This is a genomic window from Nitrospirota bacterium, assembly GCA_016180645.1.
Lineage (GTDB): Bacteria > JACPQY01 > JACPQY01 > JACPQY01 > JACPQY01 > JACPAV01.
Window position 1 is genome coordinate 1 of sequence record JACPAV010000010.1, and the last position, 25,216, is coordinate 25,216.

The window sequence follows — 25,216 nt, forward strand, 5'->3', positions numbered from 1 at the left end:
CGATCCTAATTCAAACGATTTCGGCGACCTCAACGTGGTGGAGTGGAGGGGTACCGTCTACACGACCCTCGCGGACTGGCAGGGGTCCGGCAACGGCTTTGACGCGAATGCCACGGAGGGCGCCCCGCAGTTCATCAGCACGCAGGCTCCATTCGATTTTCACGAGCGGTCCAACTTTGGAACGTGGTGCCCCTGCGGGATGCAGGACGACCCCCTCGACGGCTATCCGGCCACTCCGATCTGCAACGGCTGCTCCGCGGGTGTGAACGCGGCCTGTGACCGGACCACCGCAGACCCCGATTGCTGGTTCACCTTCTCCAACCATTCCCTGGCCATCGATACCGGAGCGAACGCCGGTTCATACACCAGCTTCTCGAATGAAGTGAAGGACAACGGCGGACGGCGGAACGCCGGCCGCTACGGGGATACCACCGAGGCCTCCCTCTCCGGCTGTCTCACCTTCGACAACTCCTGGGTGGGGAAGACGAACACGTCGTGGAGCACGGCGAGCAACTGGTCCACGGCGGGCGTACCCGGCGCGGGCCAGGCCGTCTGCATCGGCGACCCCGCCGGCTTCGCGAACAATCCGATCCTTAACGCGGACAGCATCATCGGCTCGCTCACCGTCCGCTCCGCATTCGGGTCCGGGCTTCTCGCCGGGGTCCTCGTCATGGACAATGCGAGCGGCACGGGAGGCGGCGTCTGCGGAGGCGCCACGCGGGATTGCATTCTCACCGCGACGGGTAGTGTCGATTTGCAGACCGGCGCGACGCTCACCTTCACGGCAGGCGACGCGGGACGCCTGCGTATCGGGCGCAACTTCACCCAAACCGGCGCCTTCGGCACGAACAGCGGAACGGTTGAACTCTGCGCGGGCGCCGATGACGCCGCCGTGCCTGGAAATCCGGATTGCGGCACGGCCGCAACACAGTGCATCGACGCCTCGGGCGATTTCTGGACGCTCAAAGTGACGAACGCGCTCGGCGCCTCCGCCGCCTGCCCGGCGCCGTGCGCGGGGTCCGGGTTCGTCTGCACCGGATCGAACTTCGGCATCAAGAACTCTTTCGACTCGAACGGCAAGTTCCTCGCGTCCGGTGGCGCCGTCACACTGAACGGCGCGAGCGCCGAAACGATCACCGGCGCGGCGGGCGACGCCTTCGCCACGCTCACGATCAACGATGCGAGCGATCCCGGCACGATCACGATGGACTTCAACGGGACCGTTCAGGTGAATACGGCGCTGAACGTGGCCGACGGCAAGCTCTCGATGACGGGTCCCGATGTCCTCGCGTTTGCGAACGGCGCCGCGCTCTCGGTGACCATGCCCGACGGATACCTCACGACGAATCTGACCGGCGGCAAGCCGACGATTCGCGGTCCCGTGGACGGCGGCAACAACTGCACGGGCACGTATGGCTTCAACCTGGACGGCACGGCGTCCACCCTCGACGTCAACGGCGTCGTCCTCCGCTGCCTCAATGACACGGGCCTGAATTTCTCGGCGGCCGCCTTCGCCCGATTCCAGGATGCCGAGTTCCTTCGCCCCGGACTGGTGGTCACCAACACCTCTCGCCACATCAGCCTCCCGGCGGCAGCCGCTTTCACCCTCATCGGTCCCACCTTCGACGGCAACGCCAACTACAACATCTACGAGGCGGCCGCGTCGACGGCCACGGTGACCGTGGCGGGCGGGCTCGGCGCGAAAGGTGAAGAGACGGAGTCGGGAGCCGACGGAACGGGCGAATCGAACGATTGCGACAACGGCGACGATACCTACAGCTCGGGGCTGTTTGGTTTCGCCGCGAACAACGGTTGCGGCGACAACTCCACCGCCTCGGAAGGAAAGATTTCGTGGACGTATCCCCATTTCACGTGGACGGGCACGATCAACTCCGATTGGAACAACCCCGGCAACTGGAACCGCATCGACAAGGGGGACTCCTGCACCACCGCCACCGAGCTCTGGCCGGGGCAGAGCGCGGTCTCCCAATACTGCGACGTCCTCATCATGGACCAGGCCAACGACCCGGTCATGAACGTGGACGGCATCACGCGCGACCTGACCGTGGCCAACAGCGGCGTTCTGAATCCAAACGGCAAAATCCTGTCCGTCTACGGCAACCTCACCAAGGATTCCAGCTCGACCTTCTCGTCCAGCGTCGACCTTCGGGCCGTGGGCGGCAACAACCAAAACTTCGTTTTCTCGGGCGCCTCCACGCAGACGATCTCCCAGCTCACCACGAACAAGACCGTGGGCAAAGCGATGACGCTCAACACGAGCCTGATTGTGAGCGGGACGACAACGGTGACCTCGGGAACCTTCCGATTGGGCGGCGGAATCACGTTCGAGCCGCAGGCCGCCCTTACGGTGAGTTCGAACGGGACGTGGGATCTCGGATCGAGCTCCACCACGAAGCGCGGCAACAACGTCACCCTCGACGGGACCTTCGCGTCGGCTGGAACCAGTGTCATCACGACCAACGCGCGCAACGCCGTGGAAGCCTCCGCCGATCCCTGCGGCGCGCGCAATGCCTTCAATGTCGGCGCCGGCGGCGCCGGAACCCTGAACGTCTCCGGGCTGACGTTCCTCTGCGCCGATGCAAACGGGTTCCAGATCCAGAACGGCGTGACGCTCACCGCGCTCAACAACGTCACGTTCCGCCATGCCCCGTCGGGTGGGACCCATCTTACGATCAACCGCGCGGCCGGCTCGGCAGCGAAGACATTCACCGGCATGGCCTTCGATCCGACCTTCAACGAAACCGGCTGCGCCGGGGCCTCGGGTCAAATCGTCCGCAGCACGGGCGGCGCGGGATCGGGAGCGATCACGATTCAAGACTACGAGTACGGCGGCACGTGTACCGACCCGGATGCGATGGATACCGAAACGACCATCGACAATGTCTGGCGCAGCAAGACCAACTGGTCGGGCAACTGGCGGAAACGTCTTCCCGTCACGATCAACAATACGACCGGCGCCGCCTTCGACGAAGGCCGAAGCGTACACTACAAAACCAGCGTCGCGGCCTCGCCGGGGAACGCCGTCTGCAATGGGAGCGAGGACGCCACCGGGCCGGACAAGCGCGAGGATTTCCGGCTGATGGCTTCCGATGGCGCCCAAATGGACCACATTCCGGTCGAGATCAAGAACTTCAATTGCCCGGGGGCCGGCACTCACGACATCGAGTTCTGGTTCAAACTCCCGCGCCGGGTCCCCGCCGGAGGGTCGGACACCGGAGTCTCCTTCATGTACGGCAACGACGGGAGCGCCACGACGTCGCCTTCCCAGCCGACCTACGACGACAGCGAGCTCACGGCCTCGGCCGTCGATTGCGACGCCGTGGACGGCGCGCCCGACTACTGCGGAGAGGGCGCCGAGGTCACGATCACCGGCCTCTGGAACGAGACTCATAACTGGACGCCGTGCTTCCTCCCGGACGCCTACACGCAGGTCGTGATCGACGAAGGAGTCACTCCCTTCCGTTTTTCACCCACGGTGAACGTGCCCGTGACGATTCGAAAACTCGACGTGATCGATTCCCGCGCCACGGCCGATACCACCGACGCCCTGGTCGTCACTACGAACAACCTCACGGCCAGCGGCAATATCGAAATCCTGACGAACGGGAAGATCGATGCATCCGCGTCCTCCGCCGCCATCACGCTCGCCGGTTCGTGGGGAAACTCCGGCTCGTTCCTGGCCGGGCAAACCACGGTCACTTTCAATGGAACGGCGAGTCAGTCCATCTCGGACACCAAGGGCACCCCGGACCCCTTCTACAACCTCACGATATCCGATCGCGTGAACGGCACGTGCGCCGATCGGAAGGTTTGCGCAAGCACGTCCTTTACCATCAAGAAGAACTTCGTTTCCTCCGGCGATTTCGAGTCCACGAGCGGAACGACCACCTTCGGCGGAACGACGACCCAGACGCTCACCGCCGCCGCGGGGGACATTTTCAACAACCTCACGATCAACAACTCCGGCGCAACGCAGGCCGACGAAACCGTGACGGCGACCAACTCAACGTTTTCCGTTACCGGTTCCGCGGGCGGCACGCTGGCGGTCTCGGATGGAACCCTGAAACTGGTCGGCGCCACCATCGCGAAAGTCAAGACGGCGGTGGACGTCCAGTCCGCCGGCACGCTGCGAACGGAAACGTCCGGCGGCACCCCATGCTTCACCAATCCGCAGAGCACGTCGTGCGGCGCCTCCTCGGCCGGGAACAACTTCGCGTTCACCGTATCGGGGACGTTCGACGTGAGCGGACTTGCCGTGGACCGCGCCGATGCGAGGGGATTGGACGTTCAAAGCACGGCTACCGTGACCCAGGCGAGCGAACTGTTGTTCACGAACAGCCTGGGCGGGGGCGCCTCGGCCTACATCAATCTGCCCAATTCGGCGCTCGCCTATTCATTCCTCCTCCCCAGCTTCGACGCGGCGCCCACCTACAACATCCGCGCCACAACGGTGAACCCCACCGCCGGCGTGATTGGAGCGGGAGGAGCCAAGGGGCAGGAGGATTCCACGGGCGGGAACGGGATCGGCGGCGAGGAAAACGATTGCGACCCGAGCGACGCCGGCTACACGGGCGCCGGCGCCGGATGTGGAAGCACGGTGGACGGCAGCCAGGGCCAAATCACGTGGTCCTACCCGAACTTCATCTGGGAAGGGGATTGCAGCGCGGCGTGGGACGACGGCCGAAACTGGAAGACCCATTCAAACGCCGCCGACTATCCGGGGTGCACCGGCGGCGCGCCCTGCACGGCCGGGTCGCATGACGTGTTGATCCAGGCGCCGATTGCCGCCGGTCCCGATCAGGACGGCGACGGCTGCACGGCCTCCAACAACCCCACGCTGTCCGCCCCGGCCGCGATCACCCTCCGCGATCTTACCCTGGCCGGCGGCGCCAACCTCACGTTGAGCAACACCTCTCTCACGCTCTCCCGCACCTTCTACAAGTCCGGCGCGGCCGCGGTCTCCCACACGGCCGGCACGCTCATCCTGAACGGCGCGGATGTTGGGGGAGCGACACACGACGTATCGATCTACGGCGCCACGGAGCTCAAGAATTTCCAGATCAGTCACGCGAACATCACCGCGCGGTTCATGGGCGGCCCGCTGACGATCGACAACAGGCTGAACGTCACCGTCGGAACGTTCGATCTCAACGGCAACCGCGTCATCGTGCAGGGAACGACCACGCCGGCCTCGGCGCTGACCGTGACGGGCACGCTCTACATGCCGGGGTCTTCGAGACTGGAGCTGGAAGACGTGGCCGCCTCCCTCACCGCCTCCATCACCACCGGCCGGCTCACCACGCTGAAAAATACACAAGGCACGCCCACGATCACCGCCAAGCCGCCGGGAAGCGCGCCGGTGTGCAACGCAGACCGCTCCAAGAGCTTCGCCTTCAACTTGACCGGGACGTCCATCCTCGACGTGGACGGCCTCAACTTCTCCTGCGCGAACATCGCGGGCTTCACCGTCGCCGCCGGGACGAACATCTCCAAGTTCAACAACGTCAGCTTCACGAACGCCACGCCGTCCTCCGCCTACAACGGCGCCACCCACATGACCATCACCGGCCCGGTGACGGGCACCACCTCCTTCAGCTTGATCTCGTTCGACGACAGCTACGTGGAGCAGGGAGTCGTGTCCGTCGGCGCCGTCGTTCGCGCCCGAGGGGACAACGCTCCGGTACAGGGCTCCTGCAACTCCGATCCGCCGGGGGGGGGGTGCGAACTCTTCACGTTCACTCAGTACAGCTACGGAGGCCTCTCCGCCCCCCAGACGGTGGATGAAACGCTCAACGGAAGTTTCATCCGGTGGACCCGCACCGCGAACTGGGCCGCGCGGTGGGACAAGAAACGGCAGATCACGATCCGCGAGTGCCCGGCCGGCGCGTGCGACGCGAACGACGTGGCCCGGCTCTACTTCGACTCCACCACGGTTCCGACCGGCTCGGACCTGTGCGCGGCCAGCACGAGCGCCGTGAAGGGCAACGACATCCGGATCTACTACGCAGCCTCGCCTCCGCAGGAAGTCCCCCGCCAGATGGTCCAGATGAACTGCACGACCAATGTCGTGGAGATCAAGTACAAACTGGTCAATACGATCGGCGGCGTGCCCAACAACGACTACTTCCTCATGTACGGCAGCTCGAACGCGCCGGATCCCTGCACGCAGAACCCGACGATGTGCGTCACGCTGGACGAAACCCTTTTTTCCGACGGCTTCGAACGGGGCAGCCTGACGACGAACTGCTCCGACAGCGGCGCGGGATCGTGCAACGGCGATACCGGCATCGGCGCGGGCTGGATCGAGAACCAGTGCAACGCGACGCTCGATGACGAAGCCATCATCAGCGACGCCTCGGACAACCCGAACGTGGTCGGCGGCGGCCGCGGCCTGGAGGTCGGGGGCCTCAACAACGGTCCCGGCGTCGTCTGCGCCGACACGCCCCAAATCAACACCACCGGAAGACGGGATGTCCACGTCATCTACTACCGCCGGACGATGGACAACTTCGCCGGCGGCAACGACAACTACCGAGTCCAGTTCCTGGATGTCACCAGCACCGTCCGCGCCATTGAAGGTCCCACCGGCTCGGGCAGCCCGTGGACCAAGATGGACTTTCTAATCACCACGCCCGCCTGGATCGACAATGGCGCCTGCGCCCCCAACTGCAACGTTCGAGTGAGGTTCAAGGACGACGGCCGGAGCGATCCCCAACTGGGCGAGGACATGTGGGTGGACGATATCCAGGTCGTGGCGCTGCCACTCGATCTGGACGGAAACGTCGCGTTCGGCGGCTCTTGCGGCCGGCGGATCTGCTTCAGCGCCGTAGAAACGGACGTCCGGGGCAAATGGTCCGAACCCTTCAACTGGTCGCCCAAGCAGGCCACGGATGCCAACACGGACGTGATGATCAACAACGCAACCACGGCGTTCCGGTGGGATCCGGACGTGGACGTGGCCAGTGCGGCTTTTTCCATCCAGGTGGTGGACAGCCGCTCCTCCGAGGCCTCGGATGCAAATCAACTCTCTCTCTCTCCCGCGGCGACCCTCACCGTCACCTCCGGTTTCACCGTCGGCGCGAACGGGAAGGTCGGCGGGCTCCGGGAGGACAACCTCACGCCCGGCATTGAGGCCAATCTCGATGTGAACGGGATGCTGAGCGTGGACGCCGGCGGCACTCTCGATTTCACCGGATCGAGCAACACGTTGACCGTCGCCGGAGATTTCACCTCGAACGGAACGTTCTCCCCCGGGTCGAACACGATCACCCTCGACGGAAGCAGCGCGTCCAATCAGGTTCTTACGACGGCTCCGGCAACCGCATTCAATCATTTGACGATCTCGTACACCGGAACGGGCGATGTGACGACGGCGTCCACCTTCAGCGTGGCGGGCAATTTCACCTCGAACGGCCAGCTCAATCAAAGCGCGGGAACGATCACAATGAACGGCACGGGTGCCCAAACGTTCGCCACCGCGGCAGGGGACATCCTCGGCGCCCTCACGGTGAACAACACGGCCGACCCGGCCATCAACCAGGTCGTGATGACCAATTCCACCGTCCGAATCAACGGGGCCGTAACGATTTCCCAAGGGGCGTTCAAGATCCAGGGATCCAGCGTGCTCAATGGAGGCACGGGGCTCACCGTCGGCGCGAACGGCCGGCTGATCGTGAACTCCACAGGGGCAGGAAAGCCGCTCATCGATTCAACGGGCGCCGGCACGAATATCAGCTTCGCGGTCACCGGCAAGCTGGACGTCAACGGCCTCACGCTCCGGCGCCTCAACAACTTCGGCCTCGTCGTCAACAGCGGCGCCCAGGTCCTGGCCTTGAACGAAGTCGGCTTCGAGACGGGGCAAAACGGCGCGGGATCCGTCTACATCGGCCTGCCGACGGATGGCGTCGACTATTTCTTCCTCCTTCCTACGTTCGACGCGAATGCGGCCTACAACATCAAGGTCGCCGCGGGCTATCCCGGCGTCAACACCGTTCGCGTCGAGGCGGCCGCCGGAGCGAAAGGCCAGGATGACTCCACCGGGGGCAACGGGATCGGCGGCGAAGAAAACGATTGCGATCCCGGTGATGCCGGGTACACGGGAAGCGGGGCAGGGTGTGGCAGCACCACCGATGCAAGCCAGGGACGCATCGCGTGGAGCTACCCCAATTACATCTGGGACGGCGACAACGGCGTCGGCGGCGATTCGGATGGCCTCTGGACGACGGCGTCCAACTGGAAGAGCGGCCTCGCGCCGTCCACCGGGGACTGCCCGAGCACCGACGACGTCCTGATCGCCACGCCGGCCGTGAACGATTGCAGCGGCGGCACCGCCCCGTGCTGGCCCGCCTTCGGCGCCGGATCGGTGTTCGTCAACAACCTCACCTTGGCCGCGGGAACGACCCTCACCGTGAGCACGGCCGGGACCTTCGGGATCTGCGGCGACTTTTTCAAGAGCGGCACGGCCGCGCTTTCCCACACGGCAGGAACGATCGAAGCCAGAGGAGCGAACAGCAAGGATTTTACCCTCCTCGGGAACGCGACGTTCAATGCCTTCCGCCTCAACAAGGGCGCCGCAGCGACAACGCTCACGCTCAAATCGGGCGATCTCACGGTGAACACCGTCACGAATCTCGACGTCGGCACGCTCGACCTGGCCGGGCGGACGTTGACCTCGGTCGGAAACCTCACCGTCGCCGCCAATGGAGTCCTGAACCTGACCTCGGTTTCAGCGCTCAAGATGGGAAACACCGCCGCGGCTGCCGTCAACGGGAAACTGACGAGTCCCTCCGGCAGCAACCCGACCATTACCGGGAACGGCGCGCCTTGCACCGCGGGCCGCTATGGATTCACGGTGTCCGGCGCGGGCGCCATATTGGACCTCTACGCGCTGAACTTCTCGTGCGCCAACGCCAGCGGCTTCAACGTTCAATCGACTGTTCCGGTCGGCGGATTCGTGAGGATGGACAATGTCAACTTCACCAACGCCTTGTCCGGGGGAACGCACTTCCGCGTCGATCGCTCCGCCGGGCCGGACGGCTTCACGTTCTCCCTCCAGAATCCGTCGTTCGACAACTCGTTCACGGAAGGGTCGGGCTTCATCGTTCGGGCCGTGGGCAACGGCGCCCCGGCGCAGGCTTCGTGCAATCCCGATCCCCCCGCCGGCGGCTGCGAAATCATCACGTTCAACAACTTCTCCTACGGCGGGAGCGGCAGCCCGCCCAACCTGGACGAGCAGACCAGCGGCATCCTTGCCCGCTGGACGCGCGCCCAGCGGTGGAAGGGCAACTGGCAGAAACGCCGGCAGATTACGATCAACAACACGGGCTCGGCCGCGGATACCGTCCGCCTGTACTTCGACGGGACAACCAATCCCACGGCGTCCTCGCTGGTCGGCCAGACGTTCTCGGCTCCAAATTGCGACGACCTCCGCGTGTACTACAACGGAGCGCCGAAACAGGACGTGGCGCGGTCCGTCCTCCAATGCACAAGCAGTGTCATCGAAATCAAGTTCAAGCTGGTGAATGCGATCACGAGCGCGCCGAACAACGAGTATTTCCTCTACTACGGCAACCCCGCGGCGGCGACCCCCCCGACCTACACGGCCGATACCGTGCTTTTCCAGGACGGCTTCGAGCGGCCTACGGGAGCCACCGTGGGCAATGGGTGGGTCGAACAGGTGGCCGATCCTGAACTCACCGGTATCTGCGCCGCGGGGGGATCGAGCGCAGGCGTCGCCGTGGGCCACACCAACAGCGACCCGAACGGCGGCGGCGCCGCCGGCGGTTCTCTGGCGAACTCCTTCCTCTACCGAACGTTGTCCACCTCCGGATCCAGGCGGATCGTCGTGACCTACACCCGGAAAACGACCGCGGATAACAACTTCGACAACAACGATTTCTTCCGGATGGAGGCCTGCTCCGCGGCCGGCGCCTGCGCCCCCGTCACCGAAACCGCGGGATACCCGTGCACGGCGCTTTCCGGCTCGCTCTCCTGGGTCGGGGCGCGGACGAGCATCGACTACAACCAGCAGTTCGCCACGGTGGAGTGCGTTCTCGGGGCGGCCTACGAAAACAACGCCAACTTCGCCCTCATGTTCGACATGGATCGGGACATCGCTTTCGACGAGGACCTGTGCGTCGACGACGTCAAGATCGAGTCCAAACCCCTGAACATCGACATGAAGACGGGACAGGCCTCCGTGAGCGCCGTGGAGGAGCCGACAACGGGTGAATTCACCGATCCCTTCAATTGGACTCCGTTCGGCTCGCCGGACACCACCACACTGGCCCGCATTGAATATGGTGAATTGATCTCGGGCGTGGCGAACAATTTCCGCCACGGGCCGGATGTGGATGCCGCGACAACCGTGTTCTCGCTGGACGCCATCAACACCCAGTCGGCCGTGGATGGCGCAGGGGATGCCCTCAACATCACCACCGCCGCCCTAAGCACCATCGGGTACATGAACGTCGGGACGAACGGGAAGGTGGATGCCTCAACGTCGTCCGTCACGCTCCAGGTGGGAGGCAATTGGACCGACGCCGGCGCGGTCGGCAAGGGGTATCTGGCCGGAACGACCACGGTGCAGCTCAACGGCGCGGGCGCTCAAGTCGTAACCACTTCGAAGGACCTGTACAACCTGACCGTCTCCAATACGGCGGCCGCCGGAATCAATGTGACGACGGCCTCCAGCTTCAAAGTAACCAATCTCTTCAGCTCGAACGGCAAGTTTGTCGCCTCCACCCCCAGCACGATCACGCTGGAGGCCGCCGCGAACAAGGCGTTCGCCGCCACGGGCGCCTGCACGGGACCGGGATACACGGATTGCGATGCCTTCTTCAATGTCACCTTCAACAACACCGGCGCCGCGGGGTCGGATCGGTACAGCGCCTCCGACTCCCGATTCCGCGTGAACGGCGTGATGGCCCTCACGGACGGCGTCTTTGTCCTGAACGGCGATGGCGCGGATGCCGATGCCCTCAACGGCCAAATCATCTTCGGACCTTCGGCCCTCCTCGATCTCCAGGCCGGGGCGGAACTCGAAACACGCAAAACCAATGCCGCGAAGCACTGCGACGCCAACGATGCGGCGCCCTGGGCGATCGACGATCCGGCCAATACCTTCCCGAAACTGACCACCAGTTCGGCCGCGTCCTATTTCGCTTTCAACAGCGCCGGCACCATGGACTTCGACGGCCTGATCGTCGAACGCCCGAACAACAACGGTCTGACGATCACCTCCACCGCGAGCGACCGACTCGTGGCCTTCCGCGATGTCTGTTTCGTGAGCGGGCAAAACAGCGGCGCCCATGCCCGCTACTTCGCCGCGCCGAACGCGAGCGTTTCCTACTTCCTCCTCCGGCCGTACTTCGACGCCGGCGCGATCTACAACGTCTACACGCCGAACGCCGTGCCCACGGTAACGATGGCCCAGGCCCAGGGTCCGACGGGGGAGGAGACCGAAAGCGGCGCCGACGGCACCGGCGAGTCCAAAGATTGCGATGGCGGCGACGCCTCCTACGCGCCCACCCCCAGCGCCGCCGCGCCCACCAACGCCGGTTGCGGCGATGCGGGCGCCACCTCGCAGGGTCGCGTCATCTGGGTCTACCCCGGCTTCATCTGGACCTCGGCCACCGGCGTGGCCAACAAATGGGACGACGCGGGCAACTGGTCGTGCGCCGTCACTCCGACTTGCACGGACGCCATGTGTGACACGGATGGCAACGGCGGCGGGGACGTGACCGGCGCCAAGTGGCCGGATGTCACCACGCCGGGATGCACGATCCTCATCTTGGATCAGGACGACGACCCCGATCTCTCAGGCGCGCTGAATGCCGTGTCAAAAGACCTGGTCGTGGCGACCGGAACGCTGAACATCACCACGTCTGGAAATCTCGACGTGACCGGCGATCTCTTCCGCGGCGCGGATTCGGACCCCGCCACCTTCAATACGGGGAACGGCGACGCCGAGATCAACCCGTCCGTCGCCGGCGGACCGATCCGCATGGGAACGGCGGCCGGAACGGATGCGGCGCTCCAGCGGATCACGCTCTCGGGCGGAGGCGCCCTCCGGAAACTGACGATCCGCAATGGGAACAACGGCGCGGACACGACCCCCAACACGCCGGACGACGGAACGGTCCGCCTCGAAGACAACATCTCGATCCGCAATGTCGTGAACGTGGATGACGGCATCCTCGACCTGAACGGCAAGACCGTCTCGATGGACGATGCGGCGAGTTTCAGCGTCAACCTGAACGGCCGGCTGAAAACGAGCGGGGTAAGCACGATCACCGCCATGGATTCGAACACGGCCACTCCGGAGATCGATTGCCAGGCCTCCCGCTTTGTATTCGACATCAACGGCAGCGCGGATATCGACGGGCTTGACGTGGCCTGCGCCAATTCGAACGGCATCCATGTCGCCTCGACCGCCACGTTGACCACCGCCGCCCCCCAACTGGAGAAGTTCCGCGATGTCCGTTTCCACCAGGGCGTGTCGGGCGGAACCCACTTCACCATCGAACGTCCAAGCGGCTGGAGCAACGATTCCGCCGGCACGCTCGACTGCCCGGACGCCGGACTTGTCCTGTTCCGCGACTTCAAGTTCGACGGCACGTTCAATGAAGCGACGGGCCATATCGCGCGCGGCAGCGGCGTGGCGGGAGGGGCCGAAGAGCGCATCCGGTTCTGCGACTACTTCTTCGGCGGCGTGAACGATCCGTCCGGTCTCGATCAGGAAACGAACATCACCCTCCTGTGGGGCCGCTCGCCCGTGTGGAACGGCAACTGGGACTACAAGCGCGCCGTCACCGTCTGCCCGCCGGGGATCTGTCCCGCGCCCCAGAGCACCGCGAAGAAGGGCCGCGCGCGCATCCATCTGACGGGCGCCGACGCGGCGGACGTGTTCGGCAACAGCCGGGCCGACGCGAACGACGTGCGCATCGTCGGCTTCGTGGCGAACACCGGCAAGTTCGAGGTTCGCGAGGTGCAGCGCGTGATCGACACCTTCAACGCGACGGACGTCATCCTCCGATTCGACCTCATCCAGGACGCGAGCGTGGACAACCGCGACTACACCCTCTACTTCGGGAACCCCGGCGCCGCCGCCCCCGCGGCGTGGACGCCGCCCTCGAATCCCCCCGTCACGCGCGATCAGGACAGCGGCCATGTGACCGTTGCCGCCCGCTCCACGATCGCCGGTCTTTGGTCCGAACCCTTCAACTGGACGCCGATGGGGGCGCCGGATGAAAACAGCACGGCCGTCATCGACGCGTCGACTCAGTGCTTCCGGAATGCGCCGACGCTCGATGCCGCCGTGGATCTGGCGAAGGATTCCACCAACGATGACGACTACAAGGTGTTCTCGATCCTGGCGAGGGACACACGCACCGGTTGCCCCCCGGCGGCCGCCGCCGCGCTGACCCTCACGGCCGAACCGTTCCAGGTCCAACGCGACATGTGCATCGGCATCGGCGGTTCCACCTGCGCGGGCGCAACGGGACTCAGCGCCCAGGTGGATGCCGCCGGCCTGACGACGACTTTCAAAATCGGCCGCCACTGGCGCGACAAGGCCCCGGCGGCGCAGGGATTCCTGCCGGGCAATACGACCATCGAACTCAACGGGACCGGCCTCCAGGAAATCGATATCTCCAACAACAAGGATTTCTACAACCTTACGGTGACGAATTCCTCCGCGGCCGTCAGTTGCGCCGGACCGACGAGCGGAGTGTGCACCGATGATTCGTTCGGCGTGCTCAAGAACCTGACCTCGAACGGACGCATGGGCGTGGGGCCGGGCGTTCCGGGAACCGTCACCTTCAGGGGGAGCGCGAACCAATCGCTTTCCCTCAACGTGGACGGCGCCGCGCCGGACGACAATCTCAACAGTGTGACCGTCGACAATTCGGGCGGGGTCCCCAACAACGTGGTCACTTTGACCGCCAACGGGCGCATGGACGGAGCTCTGGCCGTCAACGGCGGCGTTTTCTCCATCACGGGCCTCAAACAGATCAAGGTCGGCTCGGCCGTGAGCGTGGCCTTGGGCGGGACGTTCCGCGCGGCGCCCGACGGGGGAGGAAAGCCGATCCTGGTGGACACCAGCAGCTCGGATGGGGCGGCCGCCAATTGTTCGAGCGACTATTCTTTCGATCTGGACGGCGTGGCGGACGTGAGCGGGTTGGAAGTCCGGTGCGTCGACGCGGCCGGAGTGGACGTGAGCGTTTCGGGCACTCTGACGGCTTGGAATGAAGTCGAGTTCTCCAGGCCTTCCAGCCCCGGCGCCGGCTCGCGATACATGAACTTCGCCAACGTCGCGAGCATCTGCGCGGGGGCGACGTGCTCGATCCTCCTCAACAGTTTCGATGCCAACACGGACAAGAACGTTCGCATCGCCGCCGGCGCCGGCCTCGCCCTGGACATGGTCAATGCCCTCGGCGCGAAGGGCCAGCGGGAGGCCTGCCCGGGCGCCGGAGGCAATAACCTGGGCGGGGAGGAGTACGACGACGACCCGGATGACGTGACGGGCGGCGGGAGCGTCGATTGCCCCTTGACCGAAGGCCGCATCACCTGGCGCTACGCGCACTACCTGTGGCTCGGAGGCGCGGGGGCCGGTTGCGCCACGGCCACCGCTCAGGCGATCTGCTGGGAGAACGCCAACAACTGGCAGGTGAACCCGACCTCGGGCGGAACGTGCGATGCGCCGCCCTCCTATCCGAACAACGCGGCCGCAAGCAACGGGTGCGACATCCTCATCCTGGACCAACCCAACGATCCCACCTTGGTGACGGATATCGACATCCGTGACCTCCTGCTGGTCGGCGGCACGGTCCTGACCGTCAACGCCGGATCCACGACCCAGTCGCTACGCCGCGAATTCTTCAAGAGCGCCGCCGCCGACATCGCCCACAACAGCGGCACCTTCACACTCTCCCAGGCGGGCAACGCCAACCTGACCGTCTTCGGAGGGGAAACATTCCAGTCCCTCCGGTTGGACAAGGGAGTCCTGGCCGACACCATCACCCTGAACGGAGGCAATCTTGCCGTGCTGGGGAACACGACCCTTGACAGGGGCACGCTCAACCTGAACGGATACAGTCTGACGCAAGGGACGGCGGGCGGTGGGAACCTGACGGTGACGGACGGCAACGGCGGCCTCACACTCACCGGAGCGTCCCAACTCGTCATGGCCGCGGGACGAACCGCCCTCGTGGCGGGCAGTTTCACGTCCACGCCTTCCGGGGGAATTTCCCCGACCGTCACGTCCACGGCGCCCGGCGGCAGCGGCGCGGACTGCGTCGACCGCTTCGGAGCGTTCGATGTCACGGGCGGAACGGTGAACGTGACGGGCATGAATGTCTCCTGCGGAAACAGCGGCGCCGAGGCGGACGGATGGAATATCGGCGCCGGCGCGACACTCGCCAATTTCAACAACGTGTCCTTCACCAAGACCCGTCCCAACACGACGCATTTCACGATCAACCGCGCCGACACCGCCGCCGCGGCCACCCTCACGGGCCTCTCGTTCGATTGCTCCTACTATCAGAACTGGACGGGAACGCCCGCGTCCTGCACCACGCTCGGAAGCGGCCGTATCGCGCGCGGCGTGGGCGGCGGCACGCCGACACAGCCCACCTGCGATCCCGATCCGCCGGGGGCCAACTGCGAACAGGTTACCTTTGCGCAGTACACCGTCCCTGCCGGCGTGAACCCGAGCGCGCAGGATGAGGCCCTGAACGGCATGTTCATCCGATGGACCCGGATCCTGCGATGGGGGGGCGACTACGCGTTCAAACGCGCGCTGACCGTCGCGAATCCCGGCCCGGGGAACTACGCCGCCGGTGACGTGGGCGAGGTGGAGCTGACCGGAGCAGCGGCCACGCAGATCTACGGGGCGTCGCAAACGGACGGGGACGACTTCCGACTCTTCTACGCGGGTTCCGGCGCGCCCGTCGAGAGATCCATCGACCGGGTGAACTCCACGTTCTCGCTCACCCTCGTCAAGTTCCGGTTCCAGATCAACCCCGCCGTGAACTCCACCGCTTCGGATCCCAACTACCTTCTCGTCTACGGCAATCCGAGCCTGGCCGCCGGTCCATCGGTCGATCTGGGTGACAAACTGCTCCAGGACAAATTCGAACGCGCGGCAAGCACCAACCTCGGCAATGCCGAATTCCCGGCGGGCGCACCGGGACCGTTCGCATGGTCCGAAACGGTGGGCGATTCGGACATCAAGGCCGGCGTTCTGGAAGGGGTGGGGACTCTCGTGGTCGGCGGGGCCGTGGCGGGTCTGAACGCGGACGTCCAGATCCCGAGGCCGACGACCACCTACGCGAGTATTTCCGTATCCTACAACCGGTCCTCCGGCACGAATTTCGGCGGAACGCTCGCCGATCAGTACATCGTCGAATGGACAACGGCGAACCCGCCCGTCGGCGCCTGCGGCACCTGGAACGTCGTCGAGTCCATCGGCAACTCCGTCGGCGGAACCGTTTCCTTCAACCTCGGCGGCGGGGCCAGCAACAGTCCCGATTTCCGTCTGAGATTCTGCCAGATCAAAGACAGCGGATTTGACGGCAATCTGGCCATCGACAACCTCCTCCTCACCGCGGGAAGCGTCGATGCGCCGCCTTCGAGCATGTCGGCGGGAGCGGCCGTTTCCATCAAGGGCGACATGAGCGAGTACTTCAACTGGACCGTGAGCGGCGCGCGGGCGGGCAACGGCGCCATCGGATCGGATACCAATACCGAACTGGAAATCGACTCCGTCGCCCAGGCCTTCTACTACCGCCCGGAACTCAACGCGAACATCGGCGTTTTCGCGCTGCGGGCTCTCAGCACCACGTCGGGCGATCCCACCGATACCAACGCCCTATACCTCCACGATCCCGACTCGAATCCGGCCGCCAACAGCGTCACGCTGACCACGCAGGGGCAGGTCAAGATCGGCGACAACGCGGCGGGAAAAACCGCCCTCGTTCAGAACGCCCTGCAAGTCCTGGACGTGGGCGGGGAGTTCCTCGTGGATACGGGCAGCACCGTCAACGCCACGCTCCCGGCGGTCGGGACCGGCACGATCCGGACGGCCGGCAACTTTACGATCAGCGGCACGTTCACGCCGGGGAGCACGACCGTGGAGTTGGATGGGACCGGGACCTCCGATCAGACGATCAGCCATACGGGCGACTTCTACCATCTGACCGTCTCGCGGACGGGAACGGGAAAAGTGATCACGAGCAATTCGTTCGCCGTGAAACGCAACTTCACCTCCAACGGCAAGTTTGCCGCCTCGGCCGGAACCGTCACGCTCAATTCCTCCAGCGAAAACCAAACGCTCACGACGGCCTCGGGAGACGCCTTCTTCGGCCTCACCGTATCGAACACCGGCGGCGGGACGACGGTCTCCACCGCCACCTCCTTCGCGGTAAAGAAGGACTTCACGTCCAACGGCCGCTTCGTCGCCTCCGCCGGAACGGTGGACTTCAGCGGCACGACCAATCAATCCGTTTCGGCGGCGGCCGGAGATCAGTTCTTCGGTCTCACCGTATCGAACGGCGGCGGCGGCACAACGGTATCGACCTCCTCCTCTCTCGCCGTGAAGGGGAATTTCGCATCCAACGGCAAGTTCTCCGCTTCGGCCGGAACGATGGACTTCAATGGGACCGCCAACCAGACGATCACCACGACAAGCGCGGATACCTTCAGCGGTCTCACCGTCTCCAACAGCGGGGTCGGGGCAACCGTGTCCACCGCAACGTCTTTGGGCGTCCTGGGCGGCTTTGCCTCCAACGGAAAGTTCAGGGCCACGGCCGGCACGATCACCCTGAAAGGGACCGCCAACGCGGGCCTGACCGTGGCGACGGGCGACGAGCTCTGGACGCTTGCGATGGACAAGACCGGTACGGCGGGGAACGACATCCTGACGGTCTCGGGAGGGTCCGCCAAGGCGCTGGGCGGGCTCACGCTGACCGACGGGATTTTCCGGATGACGGGTCCGGTATCGCTCACGGTCACGGGAGCGATCAGCCAAGCCTCTGCCGCAACGTTGCAAACGGACCAGACGGGTGGGAAACCGACGCTCTCGGGTCCGGCCGCCGGATATCTGGCCTACGCGCCTTCCGGGCCGCTCAATCTCGACGGCCTCGCGCTGAACCGACTCACCAACCCCGGGCTGGACCTCTCGGCGAACCCGACGCTGACGTTTTTCCGCGACGTGGATTTCACGAATGGGCAGAACGGCGCCTCTTCGCGCTACGTGACTCTGCCGGCGGCGGCCGTGAACTGGACCTTCCGCCGCCCGGGCTTCGACGCAAGCGCCGTGTACAACGTCTACACCACCTCGGCATCGCCGATCGTGTTCGTAGCGGGTGCAACGGGGGCGAAAGGTCAGGACGACAGCACCGCGGGCAACGGCATCGGCGGCGAGGAAAATGACTGCGACCCGAGCGATACCGGCGGCTGCGGCGACACCTCGGACGCCCTCCAGGGCCAGATCTCCTGGGCGTACGGAACCTACATTTGGGAGGGCGACGTGAGCAGCAGTTGGGCAACGGGCGCGAACTGGCTCGGCAACCCGGCGGGTCCGCCCACCACCGCGGATGACGTCCTCATCATTGCGCCTCTTCCCGGCGGGTTTGACCCCGTCATTGGCGCGGCGGCGACGGCCAAGCGGCTCTGGATAGCCGGCACGGGGAACCTGACTGTGGGTGCAAACCTGGCCATCGAAGGGGATCTGATCAAGGCGGCTACTTCGACGTGGAGCCACACGGCCGGGACCGTGACGTTCCAGGGCGGGGTGAACCAGACGATCAACGTGGGCGGCACGCCGAACTTCCTGAACCTGACGATCGCAAAGGGGGGCGGAACGGTCTCGACCGCAAGCAGTTTCAACGTGGCGGGGAACTGGAGTTCGGACGGCACGCTGAGGGCCTCGGCGGGAACCGTGACGTTCAATTCCGCCACCGCCGATCAAACGTTTGCGGCCGTTGGCACGGACGAGTTCTACAATCTTGCCGTCTCGAAAGCAGGCGCCTTCAAAGTCACCACCGTCTCCTCCTTCAAGGTCAAGAACAACCTCGCCTCCGACGGCCGGTTCGAAGCCACCGCGGGAACGGTCACCTTGGAAGGAACAGGGAACAAGACGTTCACGGCGGCGTGCCCGACGCCCTACACGACGTGCGACGAGTTCTTCAACCTGAGCCTCAACAACAGCGGTGGGGCGGGATCCGACCAATACAATCTCGGAGCGTCGGACTTTGAAGTCAAAGGCGCGCTGACGCTCGTCGACGGCGTGATCAACCTCACCGGCACGGCCAACGTCTACTTCGGTCCGGGTGCGACGCTCAACGTGCAGGTCAACGCCGAACTGGAAGCGCGCAAGTCCACCGCAAGCGAGCACTGCGACGCGGATGACGCTTCCCCATGGAGCATCGGCGCCGCATCCTTCCCGAAGCTGACGACCTCCGCCGGAAACTTCGCGTTCAGCCCGAACCCGGCCGGCAAGCTCGACTTCGACGGCCTCATCATCGACAAACTCAACGACAACGGTTTGACGCTGGCGGCCGGGACCAATCTCGTGGCCTTCAACGATGTCTGCTTCACCGGCGGGCAGAACGGCGCCTCCTCCCGCTACATCGCCGCGCCCAGCGCCGCCGTGTCGTACCTCTTCACGAGGCCCTATTTCGACGGCAGCGCCGTCTACAACGTCTACACCCCGGACTCCACGCCGCTGGTCGTCATTTCGGGGGCGCAGGGCGTGAAGGGTCAAGAGGACGCCGTGGATGGCGACGGCATCGGCGGCGAGGAGAACGACTGCGACGCGGTGGACTACGGCTACGCTCCGACGCCGAATGCCGCCGCGCCGACGAACGCGGGTTGCGGCTCGACCGGCAACTTCGCGCAGGGCCGCGTCATCTGGTCCTACCCGGCCTTCACGTGGACTTCAGCCACCGGTGTGGCCACGAAATGGGACGACGCAGGCAACTGGTCCTGCGTCGTGACGGCGACCTGCTTCGACGCGGACTGCGACACGGATGGAGCCGGCGGGGCCGACACGACCGGCGCCCAGTGGCCGATTGCGACCACGACGGGATGCACCGCCTTGATTGTCGATCGGGACGATGACCCGGATCTCTCGGGCGCGCTGAGCGCCGCCGTGAAGGATATGGTCGTCGCGTCGGGCACGTTGAACGTTTCCACGAGCGGACTCCTGATGGTCTACGGCAACCTCTTCCGAGGGCAGGACAATACCCCCGCCACGTTCAACGCAGGAGACCGCGACGCCGAGATCAACCACACATCGGGAGAGGTTCAAATGATGGGGGCGAGCGCGTTGCAAAGCGTCATTCTCGTGGGGGGGGGGAGCCTGTGGAATTTCACCGCCGCCAACGCGAGCAACGGCGCCGACACGTTCAACAACACGGCGGACGACGGGACCGTTCGCCTGGAGGACAACGTTTCCATCCGAAACGCCATCACGGTCAACGACGGCATCCTCGACCTGAACGGAAAGACGGTCCACGTGGACAACGGCAAGACCTTCACGATCAACACGACCGGCCGGTTCAAGGCCGCCGGCACGTCCACCGTCACCGCGATCGATTCGAACACCGGAACCCCCTACGTGGTGGACTGCCAGGCCTCCGGATTCGTCTTCAACGCGAACGGAGCGCTGGACGTGACGGGCCTGGACTTCTACTGCGCAAACGACAACGGCTTCAACATGGCCGCCACCGCCCTCACCGGGGCGTCGGAGAACTTCCGAAGCGTCGCCTTCCACGACGTGGTGGACACGGCCGGCATCGCCGGGGCGCCCACTCACCTCACGGTGGCCCGTCCGGAAGGGTGGAACAACGACAACGGCGGCGCCTGGGATTGCAGCAACCCGGGCCTCACCCTCTTCAAGAGCATGCAATTCGACGGAACGTTCGGGGAAGGCACGGGACAGATCGTCCGCTCTTCCAGCGCCGCGGGCGGCGCCCAGGAACGCATCCGCTTCTGCACCTACTTCGCGGGCGTCATCTCCAACCCCGACAAGGACGACTGCGACGTGGACACCAAAACGCCGGTCCCGCCGTGCAGCGCCGATGCGGACGAGATCGACAATGTCTGGGAGCGGTCCGTCTACTGGGCGGGCAACTGGGATTCCAGGAGGTCGGTGTTGATCCACCCGTCCACGCCCGCCAGGGGCGAGGTCATCATCCACCTGACGGACGGCTCGAACGGAAACCCGACCGCGGCCACCCTCTACAACGCTTCCTCCTCCGCCGTGAAGTGCGACGATTTCCGCGTCCTCGCGTACGTGGCCAACGACAACAAGTTCGAGTATCGCGATGTCGGACGGATCATCGACAGTTGCACCAACCTCGACGTTCAAGTCCGCTTCTACGTCCTCAAGAACGCCGGAGACAGCAACCTCGACTACACCCTCTACTACGGGAACCCCAATGCGACTGCGCCGGGGCCGTTCACGCCTCCGAACCCCTCCGTAACGGTGAGCACGGACGCCAACTCGCCCGGTTCGCCATGCGGCAAGAAAGTGTGTGTCCAGGCCGAAGTCTCGACCGCCGGCCTGTGGTCGGATCCGTACAACTGGGTCCCGGCGGGGAGGCCGGACGAAAATACGTACGTGACGCTCGACGACTCGACCGTCGGCTGCGCCAACGCGCCGCCCGGCGGCTGCTTCCGCCACGATCCCGAACTGGATGGTGAGCAGACAGGAACGGCCACGGGGGCGACCGCAACGACGCTCTCGGACACGGCCCAGGCCTGGGCGACCAACCAATGGGCGGGTGGGACCGTTGAGATCACGTCAGGCACGGGGGTAGGCCAGACGAGAAGCATCCTGAGCAGTACGAACACGACGGTCACAGTAGCTTCGGCGTGGGGCACCACGCCGGCATCGGGCTCCGGCTACAAGCTCGCCGTGCAAGGCTTGGCGCTGTATCTCGACGTGCTCGACACGACGTCCAGCGCGGCGGATAACGACGCCCTCAACCTGCTGGGCGCCAATTCCATGAAAGTCGGCTGGCTCCAGCCGGGCAACGATGCTCTCTACTACACGTCCGATGACGTCTCCGTAGGCGGCAACGTCACGATCGGCGCAAACGGAAAGGTCAACGGCGCGGGGGCCACCGGCACGATCCGTGTGCGCGGCAACTTCACCAACAACGGGGTTGGAGCGGGAGCGTTCACGGCGGGGAGCACGCGGGTGATCTTCGACGGCACGGCCGCTCAGACGCTCGGGGGCGGCAACGCCACCACCTTCTACAATCTCTGGACCCTCCGCGCGAACGCCACGCCTCTCTACATCAGCGGCGCGACGACGACTCTCAACGTGACCAAAGGCTTCACCCTCGCCTCCGGTGGGATCTGGGACCACTGCGCCGGAACGGTCAAGATCGCCGGCGGCGAGACCGTCACCGTGAACGGCAACCTGCGGACAAACGATGCGACCAACTGCGCTTCGGCGGCCACGCCCACCGTTACGTCAACGGACGAAGTGACCCCCACGCGGTACAACTTCAACCTGAACGGCATCGTGGAGGTCAACGCCCTCAACTTCAAGTTCGCCACCTGCGCGGGCATGAACATCACGGCGACGGGAATAATCCTGAAACTCGACAACGTCAACTTCACCAACGCCCAGTCCGCCGGAACCTGCGGCCACCTCACGATCAATATACCGGGGCCGGCAAGGGAAACGCTCTTCAACGCGACCTTCGACTCAAGCTTCAATATCGCCTCGGCGGGCTACTCCGGCGAAACGGCCAGCGTGGGCTACAATGTGAAAGTGTGCGATACGAACGCGACAAACCATATCAGCGGAACGGGCAACGACGTGGTCGTCACCGTCGGCGCGCCGTCCGCGGGCGGCGGCGCCGGGTTCGGCGAGAACTTCGACCGCGAAGACCCCCCGGATGACGGCACGGGCGCCACGAGCAACGACTGCGCCGCAGCCAACGACGCCCGGATCGATTGGTCGAGCAACATCTCCACGACCCCCGGGCTGACCGTGGGTAAGGTCCGCGGCAAACCGGCGGTTGCGCTGGACGTGTTCAGCGTGTTCAAAGGCAACTACCTCGCCACGGGGAACGCAGCGGGCACCCAGGGCATCTATCTCATGGGCAACAACGCGGGCCTGAAATACGGATCGAACGCCGGCTACACGTGGGACCCGGTGGCCACGGGCGACGGCGAAATCGTCGGCGAACCCGTCTACGTGAGCGAACGGTGGTGCCCGGACAATCGGGACACCGTCTACATGGGCACCACCACCGGGCGCGTCCTCAAGCTCATCGACACCGGAACCCCCACCGGCGGGACGTGCCCTGCCGATGGCTCCGGCCTCTGCGCCATCGATTTCAACGGCGGGGCGGCGGGCATCGGTTTGTCCCTGGGCGATGAGGTCACCGGCCCCATGGCGGCTGACGGCGAATTCCTATATGTCCCCGTGCTCCAAGGAGGAGTGCCGAAGCTGAAATCCCTGGAACTGGGCGACAGCTACGATTGCAACCTGGCGACGTGCGATGTAGCCACGGATCCGCCCGGCGGCGGCTGCGCGGGCTTCGCGGGGAATTGCGCCTCGGATCCGATAGCGGCCGGCTGCCACGAGCTGTTCACCCTCTGCAACAATCTTGGCTTCCAGGACTGCGCCGCGGTGGGAACCGGAACGGGTCGCGTCGAATCGCGCCCCGCGGTCATTACGGACACCGACGCGGATTGCGGCGTACAGTTCACCTACATCACGCTCGCGGGCCTTAATGGCTCCCCGGGAGGCGTCCTCCAGCGCGGCAAGGTGAGCAAGTTCGCCGCCTCGCCGGGCTGCGGCTTCCAGGCCACTCCCACGTACTCGATGGGGACGGCCTACGCCACGGCAGGCGACGTGACGGCCAACATCACCTTCGACACCTATCTCCTCGCGGGCAGCGTTCTCGAAGGAGCCGCCAACCCGGTCTTCTATGCCCTCAACCCCACCGGGATCAATCTGGCGGGCACGGACCTGGACAACGACGGCGTGGCGCCCGGCGGCGGCGAACTCACGGCCGATTTCCCGTATCCCACCGTGTATCTGGATGGGGCCAACACCACCGGAAACCGAGGCGCCGGCGGAATGCCCGGCGCCATCACCCTCGGCAACGTGACCACTCAACCGCTGCTCCATCCCACGGAAGCATTCGTTCTCTTCGGCGACTCGAACGGCAGGCTGCATTGCATCATCACGGACAACAAAGTCCCGATCGCCGCGGGTCAGCCGGGCGGCGGGGAGCCGTGCGGCCCCTCCTGGCCCGTTCAGCCGCAAGCGGGCCAAGCCATTGCGGCAGGGCCCCTCGCCTACGACGGCGCGGTGTACTTCGGATACCCAAACGGCCGGGTCTACTCCTATGTGATCGACAGCGACATCACAACGAATGGCGCCCAACCGCTGGAATCGTATGTCTACAATCTCGGCGTCAACCTGAGCGGCGATATTTCTCTCTCGGAGGAAACCCCGCGGCGGATCCTCGTCGGGGCCTCGGACGGCCGGCTCTTCTGGCTGCCGAAATGAGACTTCTTGTTGCCTTCCTCATGGGACTGTGGCTTGCAGTACCGGTCTGGGCCGAGAGCCGCCCTGTTCGGGCGGTAGACAGCAAGGCCCTCAAGGAAAAGTTCTCCTTCACCACAAGGGCATCGGTGCCCGGAATCGAACGGGCAGGGGCGACGTTCGAAACAGCCTTCCAGTACCTCGGCGGCCTCAAAGGCGTGGAAAAGATCGCCCTCCGGACATGGGACCCCATCTACGAGATCGTTTCCGGCTCGGGGCCGTCCGCCTGGGCGGGAGAAACCGTGATGGATCGCGCGAAAACCAATCTCGTGAAAGGCCGTTCATTCCGGATTCCGGCCGGCTCGGTCGGCGCGGGGGAGTTCCGCTTCCGTCTCAAGCGGCGTGTGCCTGAAGCGGACGAACCATGGATGACGCTCGAAAAGGAGCGCCGGATCAAGACGCTGTCGGTCGATGAAGTCGAGTTGAAGGGGAAGGAACTGGGACTCTACGACGTCGAATTCGAGGTGGAGGTGAAATACTCGGACGGCCGGGCGGAGAAGACCGCTCTGAATATTGAAGTCCGCTGAAGTGCTCCGCTCTGCGTCATTCCTCGCCCTGCTGTTCACCGTTCACTGTTTTCTCCTCGCTCGCTCCGCCTGGGCCGTGTGCCCGGAC

General features: G+C 65.0%; 3 protein-coding genes (1 of these 3 cut by a window edge). All 3 read left to right on the forward strand.

Going from position 1 to position 25,216, the window contains the following annotated elements:
- Window positions 1-24,565: hypothetical protein (locus HYT87_07770; GenBank protein MBI2059651.1), on the forward strand; the 24,565-nt coding region annotated here is incomplete at its 5' end.
- Window positions 24,562-25,128 (forward strand): hypothetical protein, encoded by a 567-nt coding sequence (locus HYT87_07775; GenBank protein ID MBI2059652.1) that lies wholly within the window; start codon window positions 24,562-24,564, stop codon window positions 25,126-25,128. The genes HYT87_07770 and HYT87_07775, both read left to right, overlap by 4 nt.
- Window positions 25,115-25,216, forward strand: partial view of a right-handed parallel beta-helix repeat-containing protein gene (locus HYT87_07780; GenBank protein MBI2059653.1) — the 5' end (the start) only. It continues 3,516 nt past the right edge of the window; only the first 102 of its 3,618 coding nucleotides appear in the window; its start codon is at window positions 25,115-25,117; its stop codon lies off the right edge, out of view. The genes HYT87_07775 and HYT87_07780 overlap by 14 nt, the downstream gene beginning before the upstream one ends.

Bases quoted from the DNA above. Each gene is read 5' to 3' on its own strand.
- HYT87_07775 (MBI2059652.1), top strand. From the start codon at position 24,562: ATGAGACTTCTTGTTGCCTTCCTCATGGGACTGTGGCTTGCAGTACCG.